Below are 21,330 nucleotides of genomic sequence, written 5' to 3'. Positions count from 1 at the left end.
GTTTCGTCCGTTTCGTCCATTTCGTCCCGGACTGGCCGTCCATGCCCGCCAACGCACCGCACGATCACGCCGCGCTACGGTTTTTTAACCGGCCCGACGTACCGGTTCGGTATCATGACGCGACTCCCGCTTTCGATGCCGATGCGCCGCTTTTCCAGCGCCGGCTCAACTTTTTGAGGAAAGATTTTTGGACACGTTGCTGCAATTCCTGGGACTCATCCTTCACATCGACAAGTCGCTTGGTGTCTTCATCCAGAATTACGGCGCCTGGGTCTATGCGGTGCTGTTTCTGATCGTGTTCTGCGAAACCGGGCTCGTCGTGTTTCCGTTCCTGCCGGGCGATTCGCTGCTGTTTATCGGCGGAGCGTTCGCAGCGTCGCACGAGATGGATCTGGTCGCGCTGATCGTGCTGCTGCTCATCGCGGCGGTGACGGGCAACACGGTGAATTACTGGATCGGCCGCGCCATCGGGCCGAAAGTCTTCGACACGAACATTCCCGTGCTGGAGCGCTTCCTCGACCGGGCCGCGCTGCAAAAGACGCATAACTTCTATGAGAAGCACGGCGGCAAGACGATCGTGATTGCGCGTTTCGTGCCGGTCGTGCGGACCTTTGCGCCGTTCGTCGCGGGCGTTTCGTCGATGAGTCACGCGCGCTTTCAGTTTTTCAATATTCTGGGCGCGCTCATCTGGGTGCTGCTGCTGGTGCTGCTCGGCTATTTCTTCGGCAACATTCCGTTCATCAAGCAGTATCTGAACGTGATCGTGCTGGTGGGGATTGGTGCAGCCGTCGTGCCCGTTGCGATCGGCGCGCTCTGGAAGATGAGCCGCCGCAATTCCAAGGCTTGAGCTTGAGGGAGTTCCGCGAGACCGCCGAATGCCGATCTCGCGGGCGCTGCGCAGCCGCGTCAGGCGCGGCGGAACAGGCGGATGATGAAAAGCAGCACCACCGCGCCGACCACGGCTGTGATCAGCGTACCGAGGGTGCCGCCGCCGAACGAGAGGCCGAGCTTGTCGAAGATCCATCCGCCGATCACGCCGCCGACGATGCCGACGAGAATATCCACGATCACGCCGAAGCCCGTGCCGTTCATGATGAGACCGGCGAGCCAGCCAGCGACGCCGCCGATGATCAGACTAAGGATGATTCCGTGTTGCATGATTTGCATGAGTTGAGACTCCTGTCGAATTGATGATTGCGGGATGCAGTCGAAACCCGCATCCGGGCGCGGGCAATGTAGCGGAAATGTCCGTGACAGTGGCCCGCCAAATGTCAAGGATTGTCAATCTGGGCGAGCGTCGATGAACCGGACGACCGGCGACGCATGAACGCGGCCATTTACGTCAAAAATTTAGAATGCCAAAGCGTTTGGTCGGCCATTTTGCTGGGTGTGTCGTTTAGGTCACTGTGGCGAATTTGCTTCTGTAATGTTTTATGCTGGCGGGATCGTGTTTCTTCGGTATTTGAGAAGTGTGTGTGGTGAGCGGATGCGCGCGATGTCCGGACTGTGGATCGCGCTTGCATTCATGGCGCTGGCGTCCGGCTGTGGCATTCTCCGATGCGGCGGAACAGCGGTGTACGGGGTGGCGATAAGCGTCTGCGCGTGATGAAAACGCCGCGCCGACGAGCGCAACCGGCAAGTTGAAATAGTTCAAGACGACAAGCATGAGAAAGCTGGTGGTGATGCACAAGGAAGGTTTCGTAGCCGATTCGCGCGGGGCGATCGCGGGTCTGGCCCTCGTGGCAGCGACGGCGGCGGGATTGGCGGGCTGCACGTCGACGCCGCGCACGCCCGCGCCGATCATCGAAAATTCGGCGTTGAGCGCGCCGCCGGTCGTGCAGGGCACATCGCCCGGCGTGACGCCCGCACCGGTCGTGCCGCTCGGACCCACGGTTGCCGCGCCAGTCGAGCCGGGCTTTTATCGCGTGAAACCGGGCGACACGCTCTATGGCATTTCGCGCAACTTCAAGCAGAAGCCCGCCGATCTCGCCAAGTGGAATACGCTGCCGGAAAGCAGGCAGGTGAACGTCGGGCAGGTGTTGCGTGTCGCGCCGCCGGGCGCATCGACGACGGCTTCGGCGACGGCTTCGACGAGTGCGGGCGCGTCGGCGGCCACGTCGAAGACGGCGCAGCCGCCGCTTTTGCCGACTCCGGAGAAATCGACACCGGAGAAATCGGCGGCGCAGAAGCCCGCGGCAGAAAAGCCCGCTGCGGCGAACGAGGAGCGTCCATCCGCCGTCACCGCGACCGCGCCGAAGGGCACCTTCGTCTGGCCCGTCCACGGCGACGTCGTGCGCAAGTTCGGCGCGAGCGGCAACAAGGGCATCGATATCGAGGGCAAGGTCGGACAGCCGGTCAAGGCGGCGGCGTCGGGCAAGGTGGTGTACGCGGGCAGCGGCTTGCGTTCCTATGGGCGCATGATCATCGTCAAGCATGGCAACGACTATCTGACCGCCTACGCATACAACGAGAAACTGCTCGTGAAGGAAGGCGACACCGTGAAGCAGGGCGCCACCATCGCGGACATGGGCACCGGACCGAGCGGCACGCCGTCGTTGCATTTCGAAGTGAGAAAGTCGGGTGCGGCCGTCGATCCGATGCCGCTGCTCGGCGCGGCGGGTGGCTGATCCGGCGCGGCAGGAAGGGGATAGAAGGTGAAGAAGATCGTAATCGCCGCGCTGGCCGCGGCTTCGTTGACATCGCTTCTTTCGGGATGCGATCAGCAGCAGAGCGAGGAAGGGTTGAACAAGCTCAAGGCATTCTTCAATGCAGTGAAGCCGGATAACCTGCTGCTCAAGAACCTGCAGCCCGGCGTCACGACCGAGGCGCAGATCCGCGATCAGATGGGCGAGCCTGAAACCGAGCGCGCCTTCACCGACGGCAGCAAGCGCCTGGAATATCCGCGCGGTCCGGCGGGAACCAGCACCTATATGGTCGATATCGATTCGGACGGCCTCTTCGTCTCCGTGACGCAGGTGCTGACCGCGGAAAACTTCGCGAAGGTGCGGCCCGGCATGACGATGGACGAAGTGCGAAGACTGCTCGGCAAGCCGACCGAGATCGCGGAATATCGCCTGAAGAAGGAGCGCGTCTGGAGCTGGCACTGGCTCGAAGACGGCGTGAATCAGGACGCGATGTTCAACGCGCACTTCGGTCCTGACGGCATCGTCGTGACGACCTCGCGCTCCGAAGCGATCCGCGGCGGCCAGCGCTGACACCAAGCACGAGAAGATGAGCGATTACGTCATCTGCAACACGCGCCTTCGTCTGATGGACGAGGCGTCGCGTTATCGCGATCAGATGCTGCGCGATTCCGGCGAAAAAGCGCTCACTCGCTGGGAGTGCGACCGCGGGCATCGCTGGGACAGGACGGTCGGCGTCGCGCAGAACGTGCGCTGCATGAATTGCACGGCCGAGCGGCTCGAACGGGAGACGAAGCGCCTGCGCGAAGTGGCGCAGGTGCGCGGCGGCGCGTTGCTCTCGCGCCGCTATGTCGATGCCGCGACGCCATTGCGCTGGACATGCGCATACGGTCACGTGTGGGACGCGCTCCCCGACAAGGCGTCGCGTCACTGGTGCGTCGAATGCGCCGAAAGCCTTTTCGCGGACTTCCGCTGAGCGCTTCTCAGACGCCGTTCAGCGCCGCCACCAGTTCGTCCGTCGTCAGCAGTGCGTGCGCATAAGTGCGCGCGTTGATCTCATGCGCGGCATGCAGCGCTTCGTCGGAGAAGGCGGCGGTCGCGTCGCGCACCAGCGTCACGTGATAGCCGAGCTCGGCGGCGAAACGTCCTGTCGCTTCGATGCACGTGTTCGCGACCAGCCCGATCAGAATCACGTGCGACACGCCGCGCTGCTTCAGCAGGAAATCGAGGTCCGTGTTGGCGAAGCCGCTGCTCATCCAGTGTTCCTTGACGATCGTGTCGCCCGGATGCGGCGCGAAGTCGGGAAACCATTCGCCGCCCCATGTGCCTTTGCCGAAGATGAGCGACTTCGCCGCCGTCTGCAGATACGGCGTCGGATGCGTCCACGTATCGATGTCGCCCGGCTCGAAACGGCGATGCGGCACGATGAACACAGGCAGCCCGAGCGCGCGCACCGCCGACGTCACGCGCTTCAGGTTTTCATGCAGATGCGCCGCATTGCGCGTCTGCGCGACGCGTGGCCAGAGCTTGCCGCCATCGGCGAGAAAGTCGTTATAGGGGTCCACGAACAGCAGAGCCGTGCGGTCCTTCGGATAGGCGCTCATCGTCTGTCTCCGCTCGCAACAGTGAGAAGCGCGCGAACGCGCGCCGTCTCATGTTACGCGCGCATCGCGACGAAATCCGAAACCGTGCGACACCACGGATACCGCAAAAGAAAAAGCCGGCGGCTGCCGGCTTTTGAGCTTCTTTGTTGGGGCGCTGGCCTCTTTCGCCTGCTACTCGCCGCGTCGTCGATAAAAACTTGCGCTTTGGTTTTTTGTTCACGCGCTTCGCTTTTACCCGTCACCCGGTCGAGTGCCGCCCATCCTGTTCGTCGGTCTCTCAGCGCGTTCTGCTGCTTCCCCCCGTGCGCTGGAATAAGTATTGCCAAGCGCCATTCCTAAGAATGTACGGTTGCAAACACATCCGCAATTGATAAGCACATTGAGGGAAAGTACTGATCCCGCCGCGATATTCAGCCTGCCGACGAGACCGCCTGCGCGTGGCCGATGTCCGAACGCATGTTCGCCGAGACGAGCGATTGCGTGACCATGCGCGCTTCGGCCTGAGCGATGTGCTCGAGCGTCGCGACTTCGAGTTGCTCCGACAACACGGCGAGCGCGGCGCACAGGCGCGCGTGTTCATCGGCATCGAGCGTCCAGGCGCCGTCGGCGGAATGACGCGCATCCAGTTCCACCAGCGCCTCGTGCGCGAGCGTGATGTCGTCTTCGAACTCCGGCGCGTGGCCGAGCTGGCAAAGCTCCTCCGCGACCAGCATATGACGGCACAACGTCATGAAGAGCGGCTGCGAGCCGTGCCCGCGATCGAACGCGTCGAGCGCCGCATAGCAACGCAGCAGCATCGCGTCGATCATCGGTTCGCGCGCCGCGCGGCTGTACGTCAACGCGCGCAAGAGCGGTGACATCGCGGGACGGGCGGATTTCATGTTTGTCGATTTCTTCTTCACGGCAGGGCTCCCGAAAGAGGTGTTCGCGCGGGCCGGCGCAGTCTGCTGCGCCGGGACGCTGTATTTGCTGGATGCGTTTGGCGTGGAAAGCATCATCGCACCGGAAAATTAGCTCTGTCTTAAGGCGCGAGACCGCTCGCTCAGGCGGGCGTCAGCGTTTCGCCGGACACGTGCACCTTTTGGCCGACCGCCACGCCCGGCGCGGCTTCGTAGTTGAAGCTGCGCACGCTGCCGTCGTTCATGCGGACCTGCACCTGATAGGTCGTCGACTTGTGAACCACGTGTTCGATCTGGTTCCCGGCCAGGCCGCCGCCGATCGCGCCGATGATCGTCGCCGCCGTGCGTCCGCGGCCATTGCCGATCTGCGTGCCCGCGAGCCCGCCGACCACCGCGCCGCCGATCGCGCCGATGCCGGTCGTCGGCTGCGCGGCCTGCACGGCGTTGACGGCGGTTACTTCGCCGGCATACGGGTCGTAGGCGGGCGCGGGATTCGGCGTGTAGGACGTGTTTTCCTGAACCGGCGCGGGCCTGTGCACCGGCGTCGGATGATGTCCGCGCACGGCGCGCGGCAACGACGCAGGTTGCTGAGCCGCGGCCGGCGAAGCCTGCGTGACAGGCACGGCCTTGGCCGTCTGGGCATCGACGAGCGGCGAGGCCGTGACCGTCGTGGCGGTCGCCTTCGACGACGGCAGGAGGCCCGTCATCGCCGCGACGCCGGTGCCGCACGCGAGGATGATCGACACGGCGGCTGCCGCGACGAGCGGATGAATGCGGGACGGCTTCGTTTGAATTTCGGGAACGGCGTTCATGGCAAGCGACTCCTGTGGGTGCCTGCCAGCTATAACGCCGCCCGACGCAGGCGGTGCACGCGATTGCTGTGACATTTGTAAGCAAACGTCGCAGCGCGCACGGTTTCGAATCGGCTTAGGGCGAATACATATGTTGCAGTAATTTTGTTAATGGCAACATATGTATCATTTCACAAGGAACGAGGTCGTCATGAAATCCACGCCGCTGCTTTCATCGTCTGTCGCGTTCGCCGCGCTATCGCTCGTCACGGGCGCAAGCTACGGCCAGGACGGACAGCCGACGCTCGCCAAGATTCAGAGCGTCAACCTGATCGCTATCGGCCATCGCGAAACGTCGGTGCCGTTCTCCTATGTCGATGCGAACAACAACGTCGTCGGCTTTTCGCAGGACTTGTGCAACAAGGTGATCGATGCGGTCAAGGCGAAGACGAAGCACCCTGATTTACGCGTGCGCTTCATTCCGGTGACGTCGCAGAACCGCATCTCGCTCGTGCAGAACGGCACGGTCGATCTCGAATGCGGCGTGACGACCAATCTCGTGTCGCGGCAGAATCAGGTCGCGTTTTCCGACACGTTCTTCGTCGCGACGACGCGTCTGCTCACGAAGAAGGATTCGGGCATCAAGGATTTTCCCGATCTCGCGGGCAAGACCGTCGTGACGAATCAGGGCACGACGTCCGAGCGCATTCTTCGCAAGATGAACGAAGAGAAGAAGATGAACATGAGCATCATCAGCGCGAAGGACTACGGCGAGGGACGCGCGACGCTCGAAACCGGGCGCGCGGTCGCCTACATGATGGACGACGTGCTGCTCGCGGGCACGCGCTCGCTGACCGCGAAGCCGTCGGACTGGGTGCTCGTCGGCACGCCGCAGTCGTCGGAGGCGTACGGCTTCATGATGCGCAAGGATGATCCGGAATTCAAAAAGCTCGTCGATGACGCGATGAGCCAGGTGATGAAGGGCCCCGAGATCAAAACGATGTACGACAAGTGGTTCATGAAGCCCGTCCCGCCGAAGAACATCAACTTCGATTTTCCGATGAGCGAGACGATGCAGAAGCTCTACGCCGAGCCGAACGACAAGGCGTTCGAGTGACGATGCTTACTCGGCGAAGGGCAGATCGGTCTGCCCTTCGGCGCGCATGTCGAAGGTATTGAGCGTCATCGCGACGAGCGCGTAGTAGCCCAGCAAGCCGACGAGATTCACGACGACCGTATGACCGAAGCGCGTGACGGCGGCGTCGTAGGTCGCATCGCTCACGCGCTTCGTTTCGTAGAGTTCGGTCGCGAAATCGAAGATGAGTTTGTCGTCGGCATCGGCGAAAGCGGGCGTGTGGCCGCAGCGCAGGCCTTCGGCGATATCGGCGGGGAGACCTGCATCGAGCGCGATCGGATGATGGATGTGCCATTCCGCCTGCGAGCGCCAGCGCGCCGCGGTCACGAGAATCGCGAGTTCGGAAAGCCGTAGCGGCAGGCCCGTTTTGTAGCGGCAGAATGCGCCGAGTTTCTGCGCGTTCTGCGCGAGTTCAGGGCTGAAGATCCAGCCGAGAAACGGGCCGTTGAGATTGCCGCGCGGGCCGTTCAGGATGTCCTGCAACACGGCCTTTTGTTCGTCGGATGCGGTGGCGGGCTGGAAGTCGGGGAGTCGTTTGCTCATGATCATTCTCATGCGATGGCGGAAAGCGCGCCGTCGATTGCATCGGAAAGCCGCTCGACGATCGTCTCGATCTGTTCGGCCGTCGTGATGAACGGCGGCGCGATGAGCACATGATCGCCGATCCGGCCATCGACGGTGCCGCCCATCGGATAGACCATGAGGCCGCGCTTCATCGCCTCGCTCTTGATCACGGCGTGCAGCTTGTGCTTGGGGTCGAACGGCGTCCTGCTCTCGCGATCCCGCACCAGTTCGACGCCGGTGAAGAGTCCGCGCCCGCGCACATCGCCGATGAACGGATGATTCGCCTGACGCTGGCGCAATGCCGCGCGCAACTGCTCGCCGCGCGCCTTCACGTTGTCGAGCAGCTTGTCTTCGGCGATGACGTGTTGCACTTCGAGCGCCGCCGCGCACGCCGTCGCGTGACCGATATACGTGTGCCCGTGCTGGAAGAAGCCCGAGCCGCCGACGATCGTGTCGAATATCTCGTTGCTGACGAGCGTTGCGCCGATCGGCTGATAGCCCGCGCCGAGACCCTTCGCGATCGCGAGAATATCGGGCGATACGCCGTCTTCCTCGCACGCGAACAGATAACCGGTGCGGCCCATGCCGGACATCACTTCGTCCAGGATCAGCAGCACGCCGTACTTGTCGCAGACCGCGCGGATCTTGCGGAAGTACTCGCGCACCGGCGGCACCGCGCCCGCCGTCGCACCGACGACCGTCTCCGCGACGAACGCCGCCACCGATTCCGCGCCGAGTTCGAGGATCTTCGCTTCGAGCTCGTCGGCGAGGCGTTGCGCGAAGGCTTCGTCGGTTTCGTCCGCTCGTTGCTCGCGATACGCGAAGCACGGCGTGACGTGATGCGCCTCGATCAGGATCGGCAGGAACGGCTCGCGACGCCATGCGTTGCCGCCGATCGCGAGCGCGCCGAGCGTGTTGCCGTGATAGCTCTGCCGCCGGGCGATGAAATGCCGCCGTTCGGACTGGCCTTTCTCGACGAAATACTGGCGCGCGAGTTTGAGCGCGGCTTCCATTGCCTCCGACCCGCCGGACACGAAATAGACGTGACCGAGATTCTTCGGCGCGGCTTCGACGAGCAGGTCCGCGAGCGCTTCAGCGGGTTCCGTCGTGAAGAAGGATGTGTGCGCGTAGGGCAATTGCTGCACCTGGCGCTGGATCGCATCGATCACGCGCGGATGACTGTGACCGAGACACGAGACGGCCGCGCCGCCGCATGCGTCGATATAGCGCTTGCCCGTCGAATCGACGATCTCGATGCCGTCGCCACGAACCGCGACGGGAAGCTTGGCGCGCGGCGCGCGATGAAATACCGTGGACATGATCCCTGCCTTTTGAATGCGCTCGCAACACGCGATGTGTGCATTTAACGCTTCAACAACATTTGTTGTCAAGTGCGCGTGCATCGGCAACGTGTTGCGCGCCCGGTCAGCTCGCCGCGTAGGCGCCTTGCGAGTGCAGCGCGGCTTCGGCCTGCTCCAGATTGGCGACTGCATCCTTGCCTTCGAGCGCGAGCAGATGCGCGACGAGCATTTCCGCCAGCGCCGACGCCGCGACGAGCGACGGAAAGAACGACGGCGATTCGTGCGAGAAGATCAGCGTGTGATCCGCATTCAACGCGATGGGCGACACGGCGCTGTCCGTGAGCGCGATGAGTTTCGCGCCGCGTTCGATCGCCGCCTGCGCGACGCGCACGGCTTCGACGGAATACGGCGCGAAGCTGACGACGACCACGGCGTGCCGCTTTTCGATGCCCCGCAACTGCATTTCGAGCGTGCCGGCTTCGCCGCTGACGAGGCTCACTGACGGCCGGAACAGCCGATAACCGTAGAGCAGGCTGAACGCGACGGGATAGCACGAACGAAAGCCCGCGACGTGGACATGCGGCGCCTTCTTCAGCGTCTTCGCCGCATCGACGACGCTCGCAGCGTTTTGCGCGAGCGTGAGATCGAGGTTGTGCGATTGCGCTTGCGCGAGATCGCGGCTCAGGTGATTGTCGGCGCCGCTTTTGACGAGCGAGCGGGCGCGCGTCGTCAACGGTTCGGGACGCGTGCGGACGCGACTCACGAAGATTTCGCGGAGTTCGTTCCAGCCGGGAAAGCCGAGTTGTTGCGACAGACGGACCATCGCGGCGGGTTGGACCTTCGCGCGTTCGGCGACCTTGCGCATCGAGAGGACGGCGACCTCGTCGGGATAGTCGAGAAGGAAGGCGGCGCCGGCCTGGAATTGCGGGCTCAGGTCGGGAAAACGATCGCGGATGGTCGCGGCGAGTTGGTCGAAGGTGGGCACGTTCTGGATGCTTGAGGAAGCGATGCGCTATTTAAGCATGAGGGCGATGGGGAACGTGCGCGTGAGGAAGAAAGCAAAAAGCCGCTGTCCTTGTGGGACAGCGGCTTTTTCTTGAAGCTGGTGGCGAATCAGGGACTCGAACCCCGGACCTGCGGATTATGATTCCGTCGCTCTAACCGACTGAGCTAATTCGCCGAAAGAAGACGAGATTATGGCGAGCGTCGTACAGGCTGTCAACCCCTTCCACGCGAATTCTTAAGAACCGCGTGGAAGGGCAGGCGAAGCCCGCATCAATCCTCGTGATAGACATTCGACTTGCGCGTGTCCTTCACGAACAACATGCCGATCACGAACGTCGCCAGCGCAATCACGATCGGGTACCACAGGCCAGAGTAGATATCGCCCCTGGCCGCGACGATCGCGAAGGCCGTCGCCGGCAGGAAGCCGCCGAACCAGCCATTGCCGATGTGATACGGCAGCGACATCGACGTATAGCGAATCCGCGCCGGGAACATCTCGACCAGCATCGCCGCGATCGGCCCGTACACCATCGTCACGAAGATCACGAGGATCGTCAGCACCACGATCGCCATCGGCCAGTTGATGAGCGCCGGGTCGGCCTTCGCCGGATAGCCCGCGCTCTTCAGCGTGCCGGCCAGCGTCTTGTCGAACGCCGCGCCTTGAACCTTGGCGTCGGCGGCCTTGCCGTCGTACGTGTTCACGACCGTCTCGCCGACCTTGATCTGCGCCTGCGTGCCCGCGGGCGCCGCCACGTTCTCATAGTTCAGACCCGCCTTCGACAGCGCGCTCTTCGCGATATCACAGGAGCTCGTGAACTTCGCCGTGCCCACCGGATTGAACTGGAACGAGCACTCGTCCGGATTGGCGATCACGACGATCGGCGACTTCTGCGTCGCGGCTTCGAGCGTCGGATTCGTGTAGTGAGCGAGCGCCTTGAAGAGCGGGAAGAAGCTCAACGCGGCGATCAGACAGCCCGCCATGATGATCGGCTTGCGCCCGATACGGTCCGACAGCGAACCGAAGAACACGAAGAACGGCGTGCCGATCAGCAGCGCCACCGCGACCATGATGTTCGCGCTGGTGCCATCGACCTTCAGCGTCTGCGTCAGGAAGAACAGCGAATAGAACTGGCCCGTGTACCACACGACCGCCTGGCCCGCCGTCAGACCGAAGAGCGCGAGCAGCACGATCTTCAGGTTCTTCCATTCGCCGAACGCTTCCGTGAGCGGCGCCTTCGAGGTCTTGCCTTCCGCCTTGATGCGCTCGAAGACCGGCGACTCATGCAGCTTCATGCGAATCCACACGGACACGGCGAGCAGCAGGATCGACACGAGGAACGGAATGCGCCAGCCCCACGCGCCGAACTGTTCTTCGCCCATGATCGTGCGCACCGCGAGAATCACGATCAGCGAGATGAACAGGCCGAGCGTCGCGGTGGTCTGGATCCACGCCGTCCACGCGCCGCGCTTGTTCGAAGGCGCGTGCTCCGCGACGTACGTCGCCGCGCCGCCGTACTCTCCGCCGAGCGCGAGACCTTGCAACAGCCGCATCGCGATGAAGATGACCGGCGCCGCGATGCCGATCGTCGCGTATCCCGGCAGGAAGCCGATCAGGAACGTCGACAGACCCATGATCACGATGGTCACGAGGAACGTGTACTTGCGACCGACCATATCGCCGAGCCGGCCGAACACGATCGCGCCGAACGGACGCACCGCGAAGCCCGCGGCGAAGCCCAGCAAGGTGAAGATGAAGCCGGCCGTCGGATTGACGCCTGAAAAGAAAGTCTTGCTGATATAGACGGCGAGCGAGCCCGCCAGATAGAAGTCATACCATTCGAACACCGTGCCGAGCGACGAGGCGAAGATGACTTTCTTCTCCTCCGCCGTCATCGGTGCGTGTGACACGCGCCCCTCAACCGTAGCCATGTATCGTCTCCTGATTTGAATTTTCGAATACATCGGTCCGCGACTAGGCGGCTCCGGTGCAAAGATTATTGGAACGAAAACTTACGGCGTTCTGACGCGGTGACTGACGGGCAACATCGAGGCCATAACGGTGATGTTCGCGGAATTGGCAGGCATGTGATTCGAACGATCGTTTAAATTCTTTTAAGCTCGTTCTTCTCGCGCGGGCAAACGCGCTGCGCGAGACCTACGCTCAGGGTTTGTCCCGGGCAGGAAAAACCCGCTGGAGGCTCACCCTTACGAGGGTTCCGGCGAGTCTCGGGCTCTCCTGATACACATGATCCTCGATGGCGAGCGAGCCGCCGTGCATCGTCGCGATCTCCTTGACGATCGCAAGGCCGAGTCCGCTGCCATCGCCCTCGCGCCCGAGTATGCGATAGAAGCGTTCGACCACGCGCGTGCGCTCCGCCGCCGGAATGCCGAGGCCCGTGTCTTCCACTTCGAGATGCACGAGATCGAGATCGTTATCGTCGGTCCGCACGCGCACGGTGATGCGCCCGCCCGCCGGCGTGTAGCGGATCGCGTTGTCGATCAGGTTCGACAACATTTCCCGCAACATCACGACGTTGCCTTCCACTTCGACCGGAAACGGCGGCTCTTCATAACCGAGGTCCATACGCTTCGCGAGCGCGGCCTGCACCCAGTCGCGCACGGCGAGCCGCGCGAGATCGGTCAGCACGATGGGCGTGAATATCTGCCCCGTCGCACGATTCTCGGCGCGTGCGAGCGCGAGCAGTTGCGTCACGAGGCGCGCGGCATGCTCGGAACTCATCGCGATCTGTTCGAGCGAGTGCTGCACTTCCGTCGATACATCCTGGCGCATCGCCAGTTCAGCCTGCATGCGCAGGCCCGCGAGCGGCGTCTTCATCTGATGGGCGGCATCGGCGATGAAGCGCTTCTGGAACTCCATGTTCTGTTCGAGGCGCGTGAGCAGATCGTTGAACGACGCGACGAGCGGCGCGATCTCCGGCGGCGCGCTGCCCGCCTGGAGCGGCGAGAGATCGTCGGGGCGGCGCGCGCGGATGTTCGATTGCAGCGCATGCAGCGGCGCGAGCCCGCGCGACAGCCCGAACCATACGAGGATGATCGCGAGCGGCAGGATCACGAACTGCGGCAGGATCACGCCCTTGATGATGTCGTTGGCGAGCTGGCTGCGCTTGTCGAGCGTCTCGGCCACCTGCACGAGCACCGGTTGCGCGCTGTCCGGATCGCGGCCGGGCGCGAGGCCGGGCAGATCGACGGTCGTATAAGCGACGCGGATGTCGTTGCCGCGCAGCACATCGTCGCGAAACTCGACGATGCCCGGCTGCGGACGATCGTCGTCGTGCGGCAAGGGCATGTCGCGGTCGCCGCCGACCAGCTCGCCGCGCGTGCCGAGCACCTGAAAGAACACGCTGTCGACGTTATCGGCGCGCAGGAAATCGCGCGTCGCGTCCGGCAGCCGCAATTCGGCGACGCCGTTGACCGGCTGAATCTGGCGCGCGAGCACGTAGGCGTCGGCTTCGAGCGCGCGGTCGAACGGCCCGTTCGCGATCGACTTCGCGACGAGATACGTCACCGCGATGCTCATCGGCCAGAGCAGCAGCAGCGGCGCGAGCATCCAGTCGAGAATCTCGCCGAAGAGCGAGCGCGGATGCGTCTCGTCGTCGGGCTCGAGTTCGTCGGGCGGCGCGAAAGGGTTGGCATAGCGCGCGTCGCGCTGGGCGTCGGAATCGTCGGCGCTCGCTTTTGCGTGATTTTTCGACTCGGGCGATTCGGTGGAAGCGGGCGACGCCATGCAGGCTACTTATAGTGTTGGCCGGCGGCGACGCCCGACGGTTGCGGGCCCGCGCCGTTCGTGCCGGGCGCCGTGACGCCCGCTTTCTCAAGCGTGTAACCCAGGCCGCGTACCGTGATGATCTTCGCGCCGCTCGGCTCGATCTTTTTGCGCAACCGATGCACGTAGACCTCGATCGCGTTATTGCTGACTTCCTCGCCCCATTCGCACAGATGATTGACGAGTTGTTCCTTCGACACGAGCCGGCCGGTTCTTTGCAAGAGCACTTCGAGCACGCCGAGCTCGCGCGCGGACAGATCGATGACCTGATCGCCGATCGTCGCAATCCGCCCGACCTGATCGAAGGAGAGCGAGCCGTGCTTCACGACCGTCGGGCCGCCGCCCGCGCCGCGCCGTGTGAGCGCCCGCACGCGTGCTTCGAGCTCGTTCAGCGCGAAGGGTTTGGCCATATAGTCATCCGCGCCGAGATCGAGGCCTTTGACGCGTTCATCGACGCTGTCGGCGGCGGTCAGGATCAGCACGGGCATCTGCGAGTTGCGCGCGCGCAGGCGGCGCAGGACTTCGAGACCGGACATGAGCGGCAGGCCGAGATCGAGTATCAGCAGGTCGAAAGTCTGCAGGGAAAGCGCGGTGTCCGCCTCGACGCCATGCTTCACATGGTCGACGGCGTATCCCGATTGGCGGAGTGATCGGACGAGGCCGTCCGCGAGTATGCTGTCGTCTTCGGCAATGAGGATTCGCATCGTCGTGTGCGCCTTATATTGCCGGCACCGTTTGTCGCCCGGCGCGGCGGTCTCCAGGTGTTTCGTAGTTTTAGCGCGTCTCGCGCGGCGTGGAAAAAAAGCTGCGCCATGCCGTTGCATGCTTGCAAAAACTACTGTTTTTTTATACAGTGTCTGCGTGAGTGTGAAGCGTGGTTTCGTATGCTCGATCGAGCAACGGAAAAGCCCGTGAACACTGCCTCAGACGCCGTTCATCATAGCAAAGGACGATTCATGGAAGAAAGCAAGAAAGGCCCGGCTGGAATGACTGCGGAAAAGAGCAAGGCCCTGGCCGCCGCGCTCTCGCAGATCGAAAAGCAATTCGGCAAAGGGTCGATCATGCGGCTCGGCGCAGGTGAGGCGGTCGAAGACATTCAGGTGGTTTCCACCGGTTCGCTCGGACTGGACATCGCGCTCGGCGTCGGCGGCTTGCCGCGCGGCCGTGTCGTGGAAATCTACGGTCCGGAGTCGTCGGGCAAGACCACGCTCACGCTGCAAGTGATCGCGGAGATGCAGAAGCTCGGCGGCACGGCGGCGTTCATCGACGCAGAACACGCGCTCGACGTGCAATACGCGCAAAAGCTCGGCGTGAACGCGCAGGATCTGCTGATCTCGCAGCCGGACACGGGCGAGCAGGCGCTGGAAATCGCGGATGCGCTGGTGCGCTCCGGCTCCATCGACATGATCGTCATCGACTCGGTCGCGGCGCTCGTGCCGAAGGCGGAAATCGAAGGCGAAATGGGCGATTCGCTGCCGGGTCTGCAAGCGCGTCTGATGTCGCAGGCGCTGCGCAAGCTCACCGGTACGATCAAGCGCACGAACTGCCTCGTGATCTTCATCAACCAGATTCGCATGAAGATCGGCGTGATGTTCGGCAACCCGGAAACCACCACGGGCGGTAATGCGCTCAAGTTCTATTCGTCGGTGCGTCTGGATATCCGCCGTATCGGTTCGATCAAGAAGAACGACGAAGTCATCGGCAACGAGACGCGCGTGAAGGTCGTGAAGAACAAGGTGTCGCCGCCGTTCCGCGAAGCCATCTTCGACATCCTGTACGGCGAAGGCATCTCGCGTCAGGGCGAAATCATCGATCTCGGCGTGCAGGCGAAGCTGGTCGACAAGGCCGGCGCCTGGTACAGCTACAACGGCGACCGCATCGGTCAGGGCAAGGACAACGCGCGTGAATTCCTGCGCGAAAATCCGGACATCGCACGCGAGATCGAGAACAAGATCCGCGCATCGCTGGGTGTCGCCGCGCTGGGCGAGGCTGCTGTCGCAGGCGCTGCAACGGCCGACGACGAGTAAGCATCAGGCTTGAAGGACGATGCAGAAGCGTCGGTTCGGATCGAAGGCTGACACGGCGGATGGCGGAACCGAGAGCGGTTCCGACTCTGCTGACCGCTACGAACGAAGCAGCGAGCGGCGTGGTGCATCGTCGAAGTCGAGCGGCTTCAAACGCAGTAACAAGCAGCGCGCCGACGCGAAGTCATTCGCGTCGGCGCGTCGCGTTTTTGAGCCCGTGAACGACGGCGAAGAAAGCGATGATGCGAGCGATCGCGCCGCGCGTCTGGAGCAAGCGCGCGCGTTGCTGAAGCAGGCGACCGAGCAGCCGAAGGCACGTCCCGTTGATCGCGCGTCGCAGCCGGCCACGCCCGCAAGCAAACCCTCAGAACCCGATCTCACCCCCTTCACGGACCCGTTCGAAGACGCCGATCCTTTCGAGCCCTTCGAGCAATGCGCGCCTGCCGGGCCGGCACCTATCGAATCGGCTGAACCGGTCTACGGCCGCTCCACTCAACGCACCCGAAAGCCTTCGGCGACCGAAGTCAACAATCCCAAACGCCCGCAGCGCTCGCTGAAAGGGCGTGCGCTCGCATTTCTCTCGCGGCGCGAATACAGCCGGGCGGAGTTGTCGCGCAAGCTGCGTCCGTACGTCGATGAAGCCGATTTGCTCGAATCGCTGCTCGACAGCCTCGAACGCGATGGCTGGCTGTCGAACGAGCGCTTTGTCGAGAGCGTCGTGCATCGGCGGGCATCGCGAATGGGCGGCGGCAGGATCATCAGCGAGTTGAAGCGCCATGCCGTCGGCGATGAGCTCATCAGCGAAACCGCCGACAAACTCGCGCAATCCGAAACCGCGCGCGCCCAGACCGTGTGGGAGAAGAAGTACGGCGTGCCGCCCGAGACGCCTGCGGAACGTGCGAAGCAAGCGCGCTTTCTGGCCGCGCGCGGCTTTTCCAGCGGCACCATCGGGAAGATACTGAAGGGCGGCGACGAGGACTGGAGCGAAGAGATCGTCGACGATTGAATGTCGGCCTGTCTCAGCCGAAACCGCACGCACGTTTCATTCGTGGAACGCATGTCCGGCTCCAAATACCCAATATGCTAAAATTCCACGGTTTCCCCCGTACCGGCTCACTTCCAGCATGCCTCTCTCGCCTCCCGCTCCCCGACAGTTGCGCCACCGTCGCGCGATTAGGCTGGAAGCGTTCGAGCGTGACGACGGCCTCTGGGATATCGAAGCCTGTCTAACCGATGAGAAGCCGCGCGACTTTCGCCTCGCCACGGGCGTCCGGCCACACGGCCTGCCGATCCATGAACTCTGGCTGCGCATCACCATCGACCGCAAGCTCACCATCGTCGACGTCGAGGCATCGTCGGACTGGTCGCCGTATGGCGCTCTGTGCGCCGAGTCCAATCCGGTCTATCGCAAGCTCATCGGGCTCAATCTGCTCCAAAGTTTTCGCCGCGAAGCCAACAGGCTGCTGCGCGGCGCGGCCGGCTGCACGCATCTCACCGAACTGTGCGGCGTCCTGCCGACCGCAGCCATTCAGGCATTCGCCGGCGACGTCTGGAAGATCGAAGACGGCAATCCGTTCAATCAATCCGACGCCGCCAATCCCTCCACGACCGCACCGCAGGACGAGCCGCCGTTTCAGCTCGGCCGATGCCACGCGTTGCGTTTCGACGGCCCCGCGGTCAAAGAGTATTACCCGCGCTGGTTCGGCCACGCACCCGCCGGTCAAACGGACACCGGCACAACGGTACAGGACAGGCCGGAGACAAAGTCCGCCTCGTAGCGCGCAGGCAGCGCTTGCGCGCACGCATGGAATTCAAACAAGAATCGAAAAATAAGCGGTTCAAGCACATAGAAGTTCACTCCAACTCTCAGACTGAAGGAATCACGCATGAAGATTCACGAGTACCAGGGTAAGGAAATCCTGCGGAAATTCGGCGTCGCGGTCCCGCGCGGCAAACCCGTGTTCTCGGTGGATGATGCGGTCAAGGCCGCGGAAGAGCTGGGCGGCCCGGTTTGGGTCGTCAAGGCGCAGATTCACGCCGGCGGCCGCGGTAAGGGCGGCGGCGTGAAGGTCGCGAAGTCGATCGAGCAGGTCCGCGAATACGCGAACCAGATCCTCGGCATGCAGCTCATTACGCACCAGACCGGCGCCGAAGGCCAGAAGGTGAATCGCCTGCTGATCGAAGAAGGCGCGGACATCAAGAAGGAACTGTACGTCGGCCTCGTGCTCGACCGCGTTTCGCAGAAAGTCGTCGTGATGGCGTCGAGCGAAGGCGGCATGGACATCGAAGAAGTCGCGGAAAAGACGCCCGAACTGCTGCACAAGTTCGCCGTCGAGCCGTCGACCGGTCTGCAAGACGCAGACGCCGATGACCTCGCACGCAAGATCGGCATTCCGGACGCATCGATTCCGCAAGCGCGCGCGATCCTGCAAGGTCTGTACAAGGCGTTCTACGAAACCGACGCATCGCTCGCGGAAATCAACCCGCTGATCCTGACCGGCGAAGGCAAGGTCATCGCGCTCGACGCCAAGTTCAACTTCGATTCGAACGCGCTCTTCCGTCATCCGGAAATCGTCGCTTACCGCGATCTGGACGAAGAAGATCCGGCTGAAGTCGAAGCGTCGAAGTTCGACCTCGCGTACATCTCGCTCGACGGCAACATCGGCTGTCTCGTGAACGGCGCGGGCCTCGCGATGGCGACGATGGACACCATCAAGCTGTTCGGCGGCGAGCCGGCCAACTTCCTCGACGTCGGCGGCGGCGCGACGACCGAGAAGGTGACCGAAGCGTTCAAGCTGATGCTGAAGAATCCGAACCTCAAGGCCATTCTCGTGAACATCTTCGGCGGCATCATGCGCTGCGACGTGATCGCGGAAGGCGTGATCGTGGCGTCGAAGGCCGTGGACCTGAAGGTGCCGCTCGTCGTGCGCATGAAGGGCACGAACGAAGACCTCGGCAAGAAGATGCTGGCCGACTCGGGCCTGCCGATCATCTCGGCGGACAGCATGGAAGAAGCCGCGCAGAAGGTCGTCGCGGCAGCCGAAGGCAAGTAAGCGCGGTTTCGCTTACCGAGCCTAAGAGAGCGTTCCACCAGATACGAATGGCGGTCGCCGAGCGCGAGCTTTGGCGACGCCAAACGAACAGAGGTCACTACATGTCGATTCTGATCAACAAAGACACGAAGGTCATCACGCAGGGCATCACCGGCAAGACCGGCCAGTTCCACACGCGCGCGTGCCGCGAATACGCGAACGGCCGTGAGGCGTATGTCGCGGGCGTGAACCCGAAGAAGGCCGGCGAAGACTTCGAAGGCATTCCCATCTACGCGTCCGTCAAGGAAGCGAAGGCTGAAACCGGCGCGACCGTTTCGGTGATTTACGTGCCGCCCGCGGGTGCTGCCGCCGCGATCTGGGAAGCCGTCGAGGCCGATCTCGATCTCGCGATCTGCATCACGGAAGGCATTCCGGTTCGCGACATGCTCGAAATCAAGGACCGCATGCGCCGCGAAAACCGCAAGACGCTGCTGCTCGGACCGAACTGCCCCGGCACGATCACGCCGGACGAGCTGAAGATCGGCATCATGCCGGGTCACATCCACAAGAAAGGCCGCATCGGCGTGGTGTCGCGCTCGGGCACGCTGACGTACGAAGCAGTCGGTCAGCTGACGGCGCTCGGCCTCGGCCAGTCGTCGGCGGTGGGTATCGGCGGCGATCCGATCAACGGTCTCAAGCACATCGACGTGATGAAGATGTTCAACGACGATCCGGACACGGACGCCGTCATCATGATCGGCGAGATCGGCGGTCCGGACGAAGCGAACGCCGCTTACTGGATCAAGGACAACATGAAGAAGCCGGTCGTCGGCTTCATCGCGGGCGTGACGGCGCCCCCGGGCAAGCGCATGGGCCACGCTGGCGCGCTGATCTCGGGCGGTGCGGACACGGCGGACGCCAAGCTCGAAATCATGGACGCGTGCGGCATCAAGGTCACGAAGAATCCGTCGGAGATGGCGCGTCTGCTGAAGTCGGTTCTCTGACATCGAGCGGGCAATTTACGCGAGGGTTTGGTACTCTTACTGATTCCTTTCGTATATAAGCCAACAAAAAGCGAGGGAGCATTGCTTCCTCGCTTTTTTATTTCTGCCTCATGTTTGAATTCTTTTCGACGCTTCACTGGGGCGCGGTCGTCCAGATCATCGTGATCGACATCCTGCTCGGCGGCGACAACGCCGTCGTGATCGCGCTCGCGTGCCGTAACCTCCCGGATCAGCAGCGCACGCGAGGCATCGTGCTCGGCACGCTCGGCGCGATCATCCTGCGTGTCGTGCTGATCGCGTTCGCTGTGATGTTGCTCGACATTCCGTTCCTCAAGTTCGTGGGCGGCATGCTGCTCTTGTGGATCGGCGTGAAGCTGATGCAGCCGGATCACGACGAGCACGAGATCAACGCATCGGACCGTCTGTGGGCGGCGGTGAAGACGATCATCGTCGCCGATGCCGTCATGAGCCTCGACAACGTGATCGCGATAGCCGGCGCGGCCGAAGCCGCCGATCCGCGTCATCGGCTCGCGTTGGTGATCTTCGGACTGATCGTGAGCATTCCGCTCATCGTGTGGGGCAGCACGCTGGTGCTGAAGCTGCTCGACCGTTTTCCGGCGGTCGTGCTGGTCGGCGCGGGCCTGCTCGGATGGATCGCGGGGGGACTCATCATCGACGATCCGTTCATCGACCGATGGCCCGCGCTCAATACCGAGTTCGCCGGATATGCGGCGCGCGTCTCCGGGGCGTTCCTGGTCGTCGCGCTGGGCTGGCTGCTCAAACGTCGCGCGCTCGCCGAGGGCAATCGCGCGGCCGGCTGACCGCGCGTCCGCGAAATCTCCTAGGCCGTTCGGCCGACTGTTGCTCGTTGCGCTCCCTCAATACGATCGAAGCGTCCTGATCGCATCTCGCGGCAGGGCGCTTTTTGATTTCCTGGAGCAGCAATGACGACGATGGCTTGTGATTTGGACGCGCCGCGCGAACGGCGCGCATGGTGGTTCGGACGGCGCGCGGAAGAAGTGCAGACGCGCGGCTTTACGCTGATCGAACTGATGATCGTGCTTGCGATCGTCGGTGTGGTCGCGGCGTATGCGATACCCGCGTATCAGGATTATCTGGCGCGAAGTCGCGTGGGCGAGGGCATCACGCTCGCGGCGGCGGCGCGGCTCGGGGTGGCGGAGAACGCGGCGAGCGGCGCGGATCTCGCGGGCGGCTTTGCGTCGCCGCCGGGCACGCGCAACGTCGAGTCGATTCACGTCGATAGCGACACCGGGCAGATCACGATCGCCTACACGACGCGCGTCGCGCCCGAGGGTTCGAACACGCTCGTGCTCGTCCCTTCGACACCCGATAACGCCGATACCCCGACCGCGCGCGTCGCGCTGAGCCGCGGCGTCGTGCAAGCGGGATCGGTGACATGGGAATGCTTCGCGGCAGCGAAAACGGATTCGTCGCTGCCCGCGCCGGGCGCCGGCCCATTGCCTGCGCAAGCGGCGACGCTCCGCGCGAACCTTGCCCCGCCGGAGTGCCGCGCGTAAGCGGTGC

General features: G+C 63.2%; 23 protein-coding genes and 1 tRNA gene. 13 read left to right on the top strand and 11 right to left on the bottom strand.

The genetic code is table 11. The features are described from left to right. The first annotated feature begins 187 nt into the window (after positions 1 to 187). The gene (locus tag ACEN42_RS13130) at positions 188 to 847 is read left to right on the top strand and encodes a DedA family protein (protein WP_187607567.1); all 660 of its coding nucleotides are present in this window, start codon (positions 188 to 190) and stop codon (positions 845 to 847) included. A gap of 59 nt (positions 848 to 906) precedes the next feature. On the opposite strand, the gene ACEN42_RS13125 is transcribed toward ACEN42_RS13130, so the two are convergent. After that, complete coding sequence (locus ACEN42_RS13125; RefSeq protein ID WP_371881125.1) at positions 907 to 1,158, bottom strand: GlsB/YeaQ/YmgE family stress response membrane protein; 252 nt, start codon at positions 1,156 to 1,158, stop codon at positions 907 to 909. Positions 1,159 to 1,664: 506 nt separating this feature from the next. Here ACEN42_RS13125 and ACEN42_RS13120 point away from each other — a divergent pair. From ACEN42_RS13120 to ACEN42_RS13110, 3 genes are read left to right on the top strand one after another with little or no spacing between them, the layout of a single operon-like run. After that, entirely contained in the window at positions 1,665 to 2,627 is a 963-nt protein-coding gene (locus ACEN42_RS13120) for a peptidoglycan DD-metalloendopeptidase family protein (protein WP_371880163.1), read from the top strand. 27 nt (positions 2,628 to 2,654) lie between these two features. Continuing rightward, complete coding sequence (gene bamE, locus ACEN42_RS13115) at positions 2,655 to 3,215, top strand: outer membrane protein assembly factor BamE (RefSeq protein ID WP_187607569.1); 561 nt, start codon at positions 2,655 to 2,657, stop codon at positions 3,213 to 3,215. A gap of 16 nt (positions 3,216 to 3,231) precedes the next feature. Beyond that, positions 3,232 to 3,618 carry a hypothetical protein gene (locus ACEN42_RS13110; protein ID WP_187607570.1) on the top strand — a complete coding sequence of 129 codons (387 nt, stop codon included), beginning with the start codon at positions 3,232 to 3,234 and terminating at the stop codon, positions 3,616 to 3,618. Between the two features lie 7 nt (positions 3,619 to 3,625). Here ACEN42_RS13110 and ACEN42_RS13105 read toward each other — a convergent pair whose 3' ends face one another. Together ACEN42_RS13105 and ACEN42_RS13100 are read right to left on the bottom strand one after the other, a co-directional pair. Further along, positions 3,626 to 4,246: an isochorismatase family cysteine hydrolase gene (locus ACEN42_RS13105; protein WP_187607571.1), complete on the bottom strand. Its 621-nt coding sequence runs from the start codon at positions 4,244 to 4,246 to the stop codon at positions 3,626 to 3,628. Positions 4,247 to 4,656: 410 nt separating this feature from the next. Beyond that, positions 4,657 to 5,148 (bottom strand): hypothetical protein, encoded by a 492-nt coding sequence (locus ACEN42_RS13100; RefSeq protein WP_371880162.1) that lies wholly within the window; start codon positions 5,146 to 5,148, stop codon positions 4,657 to 4,659. On the opposite strand from ACEN42_RS13100, the gene ACEN42_RS13095 reads away from it, so the two are divergent. Beyond that, positions 5,126 to 5,260, top strand: coding sequence for a hypothetical protein (locus ACEN42_RS13095; RefSeq protein ID WP_255503957.1), 135 nt, complete (start codon positions 5,126 to 5,128; stop codon positions 5,258 to 5,260). The two genes, ACEN42_RS13100 and ACEN42_RS13095, sit on opposite strands and share 23 nt — an antisense overlap. Before the next feature lie 28 nt (positions 5,261 to 5,288). Here the strand turns inward: ACEN42_RS13095 and ACEN42_RS13090 are convergent, their stop codons facing one another. Then, complete coding sequence (locus ACEN42_RS13090) at positions 5,289 to 5,957, bottom strand: glycine zipper 2TM domain-containing protein (protein ID WP_371880161.1); 669 nt, start codon at positions 5,955 to 5,957, stop codon at positions 5,289 to 5,291. A 190-nt stretch (positions 5,958 to 6,147) separates the two neighbouring features. On the opposite strand from ACEN42_RS13090, the gene ACEN42_RS13085 reads away from it, so the two are divergent. Next, entirely contained in the window at positions 6,148 to 7,053 is a 906-nt protein-coding gene (locus ACEN42_RS13085) for a glutamate/aspartate ABC transporter substrate-binding protein (protein WP_371880160.1), read from the top strand. A 6-nt stretch (positions 7,054 to 7,059) separates the two neighbouring features. Here the strand turns inward: ACEN42_RS13085 and ACEN42_RS13080 are convergent, their stop codons facing one another. The 7 genes from ACEN42_RS13080 to ACEN42_RS13050 form a co-directional block, all read right to left on the bottom strand. Continuing rightward, positions 7,060 to 7,614: a carboxymuconolactone decarboxylase family protein gene (locus tag ACEN42_RS13080; RefSeq protein ID WP_371880159.1), complete on the bottom strand. Its 555-nt coding sequence runs from the start codon at positions 7,612 to 7,614 to the stop codon at positions 7,060 to 7,062. Between the two features lie 8 nt (positions 7,615 to 7,622). Then, positions 7,623 to 8,954 (bottom strand): aspartate aminotransferase family protein, encoded by a 1,332-nt coding sequence (locus ACEN42_RS13075; RefSeq protein ID WP_371880158.1) that lies wholly within the window; start codon positions 8,952 to 8,954, stop codon positions 7,623 to 7,625. A gap of 106 nt (positions 8,955 to 9,060) precedes the next feature. Continuing rightward, positions 9,061 to 9,921: a MurR/RpiR family transcriptional regulator gene (locus tag ACEN42_RS13070; protein ID WP_371880157.1), complete on the bottom strand. Its 861-nt coding sequence runs from the start codon at positions 9,919 to 9,921 to the stop codon at positions 9,061 to 9,063. A 118-nt stretch (positions 9,922 to 10,039) separates the two neighbouring features. Beyond that, positions 10,040 to 10,116 (bottom strand) — tRNA-Met (locus ACEN42_RS13065). Positions 10,117 to 10,211: 95 nt separating this feature from the next. Further along, positions 10,212 to 11,870, bottom strand: a complete 1,659-nt coding sequence (locus ACEN42_RS13060; RefSeq protein WP_187607578.1) for an MFS transporter — start codon at positions 11,868 to 11,870, stop codon at positions 10,212 to 10,214. 232 nt (positions 11,871 to 12,102) lie between these two features. Further along, entirely contained in the window at positions 12,103 to 13,686 is a 1,584-nt protein-coding gene (locus ACEN42_RS13055) for a sensor histidine kinase N-terminal domain-containing protein (protein ID WP_371880156.1), read from the bottom strand. Positions 13,687 to 13,691: 5 nt separating this feature from the next. Beyond that, positions 13,692 to 14,429, bottom strand: a complete 738-nt coding sequence (locus tag ACEN42_RS13050) for a response regulator transcription factor (protein ID WP_238209841.1) — start codon at positions 14,427 to 14,429, stop codon at positions 13,692 to 13,694. 252 nt (positions 14,430 to 14,681) lie between these two features. On the opposite strand from ACEN42_RS13050, the gene recA reads away from it, so the two are divergent. The 7 genes from recA (at position 14,682) to ACEN42_RS13015 (ending at position 21,323) form a co-directional block, all read left to right on the top strand. Further along, positions 14,682 to 15,752, top strand: coding sequence for a recombinase RecA (gene recA / locus ACEN42_RS13045; RefSeq protein ID WP_035497811.1), 1,071 nt, complete (start codon positions 14,682 to 14,684; stop codon positions 15,750 to 15,752). Between the two features lie 19 nt (positions 15,753 to 15,771). Continuing rightward, positions 15,772 to 16,755 (top strand): recombination regulator RecX, encoded by a 984-nt coding sequence (gene recX / locus ACEN42_RS13040; RefSeq protein WP_371880155.1) that lies wholly within the window; start codon positions 15,772 to 15,774, stop codon positions 16,753 to 16,755. A 118-nt stretch (positions 16,756 to 16,873) separates the two neighbouring features. Further along, positions 16,874 to 17,527, top strand: a complete 654-nt coding sequence (locus ACEN42_RS13035) for a DUF2889 domain-containing protein (protein ID WP_371880154.1) — start codon at positions 16,874 to 16,876, stop codon at positions 17,525 to 17,527. Positions 17,528 to 17,635: 108 nt separating this feature from the next. Then, entirely contained in the window at positions 17,636 to 18,802 is a 1,167-nt protein-coding gene (gene sucC, locus ACEN42_RS13030; RefSeq protein ID WP_187607583.1) for an ADP-forming succinate--CoA ligase subunit beta, read from the top strand. A gap of 101 nt (positions 18,803 to 18,903) precedes the next feature. Continuing rightward, positions 18,904 to 19,785 (top strand): succinate--CoA ligase subunit alpha, encoded by an 882-nt coding sequence (gene sucD, locus ACEN42_RS13025; protein ID WP_035497975.1) that lies wholly within the window; start codon positions 18,904 to 18,906, stop codon positions 19,783 to 19,785. A gap of 110 nt (positions 19,786 to 19,895) precedes the next feature. Beyond that, positions 19,896 to 20,606: a TerC family protein gene (locus tag ACEN42_RS13020; protein ID WP_371880153.1), complete on the top strand. Its 711-nt coding sequence runs from the start codon at positions 19,896 to 19,898 to the stop codon at positions 20,604 to 20,606. Between the two features lie 123 nt (positions 20,607 to 20,729). Next, a complete protein-coding gene (locus tag ACEN42_RS13015; RefSeq protein WP_187607585.1) occupies positions 20,730 to 21,323 on the top strand; it encodes a pilin in 594 nt (197 codons plus the stop codon). The last annotated feature ends 7 nt before the right edge of the window (positions 21,324 to 21,330 follow it).

Source organism: Caballeronia sp. S22, assembly GCF_964261745.1.
Lineage (GTDB): Bacteria > Pseudomonadota > Gammaproteobacteria > Burkholderiales > Burkholderiaceae > Caballeronia > Caballeronia jiangsuensis.
Note: the sequence above shows the minus strand (reverse complement) of the source record. Positions and strands in the feature narration are given on the sequence as shown.

Coding starts and splice junctions, on each gene's coding strand:
- ACEN42_RS13125 (WP_371881125.1), bottom strand. CDS start 1,158: ATGCAACACGGAATCATCCTTAGTCTGATCATCGGCGGCGTCGCTGGC.
- ACEN42_RS13120 (WP_371880163.1), top strand. CDS start 1,665: ATGAGAAAGCTGGTGGTGATGCACAAGGAAGGTTTCGTAGCCGATTCG.
- ACEN42_RS13110 (WP_187607570.1), top strand. CDS start 3,232: ATGAGCGATTACGTCATCTGCAACACGCGCCTTCGTCTGATGGACGAG.
- ACEN42_RS13105 (WP_187607571.1), bottom strand. CDS start 4,246: ATGAGCGCCTATCCGAAGGACCGCACGGCTCTGCTGTTCGTGGACCCC.
- ACEN42_RS13095 (WP_255503957.1), top strand. CDS start 5,126: ATGTTTGTCGATTTCTTCTTCACGGCAGGGCTCCCGAAAGAGGTGTTC.
- ACEN42_RS13090 (WP_371880161.1), bottom strand. CDS start 5,957: ATGAACGCCGTTCCCGAAATTCAAACGAAGCCGTCCCGCATTCATCCG.
- ACEN42_RS13085 (WP_371880160.1), top strand. CDS start 6,148: ATGAAATCCACGCCGCTGCTTTCATCGTCTGTCGCGTTCGCCGCGCTA.
- ACEN42_RS13080 (WP_371880159.1), bottom strand. CDS start 7,614: ATGAGCAAACGACTCCCCGACTTCCAGCCCGCCACCGCATCCGACGAA.
- ACEN42_RS13075 (WP_371880158.1), bottom strand. CDS start 8,954: ATGTCCACGGTATTTCATCGCGCGCCGCGCGCCAAGCTTCCCGTCGCG.
- ACEN42_RS13060 (WP_187607578.1), bottom strand. CDS start 11,870: ATGGCTACGGTTGAGGGGCGCGTGTCACACGCACCGATGACGGCGGAG.
- ACEN42_RS13055 (WP_371880156.1), bottom strand. CDS start 13,686: ATGGCGTCGCCCGCTTCCACCGAATCGCCCGAGTCGAAAAATCACGCA.
- ACEN42_RS13050 (WP_238209841.1), bottom strand. CDS start 14,429: ATGCGAATCCTCATTGCCGAAGACGACAGCATACTCGCGGACGGCCTC.
- recA (WP_035497811.1), top strand. CDS start 14,682: ATGGAAGAAAGCAAGAAAGGCCCGGCTGGAATGACTGCGGAAAAGAGC.
- recX (WP_371880155.1), top strand. CDS start 15,772: ATGCAGAAGCGTCGGTTCGGATCGAAGGCTGACACGGCGGATGGCGGA.
- ACEN42_RS13035 (WP_371880154.1), top strand. CDS start 16,874: ATGCCTCTCTCGCCTCCCGCTCCCCGACAGTTGCGCCACCGTCGCGCG.
- sucC (WP_187607583.1), top strand. CDS start 17,636: ATGAAGATTCACGAGTACCAGGGTAAGGAAATCCTGCGGAAATTCGGC.
- sucD (WP_035497975.1), top strand. CDS start 18,904: ATGTCGATTCTGATCAACAAAGACACGAAGGTCATCACGCAGGGCATC.
- ACEN42_RS13020 (WP_371880153.1), top strand. CDS start 19,896: ATGTTTGAATTCTTTTCGACGCTTCACTGGGGCGCGGTCGTCCAGATC.
- ACEN42_RS13015 (WP_187607585.1), top strand. CDS start 20,730: ATGACGACGATGGCTTGTGATTTGGACGCGCCGCGCGAACGGCGCGCA.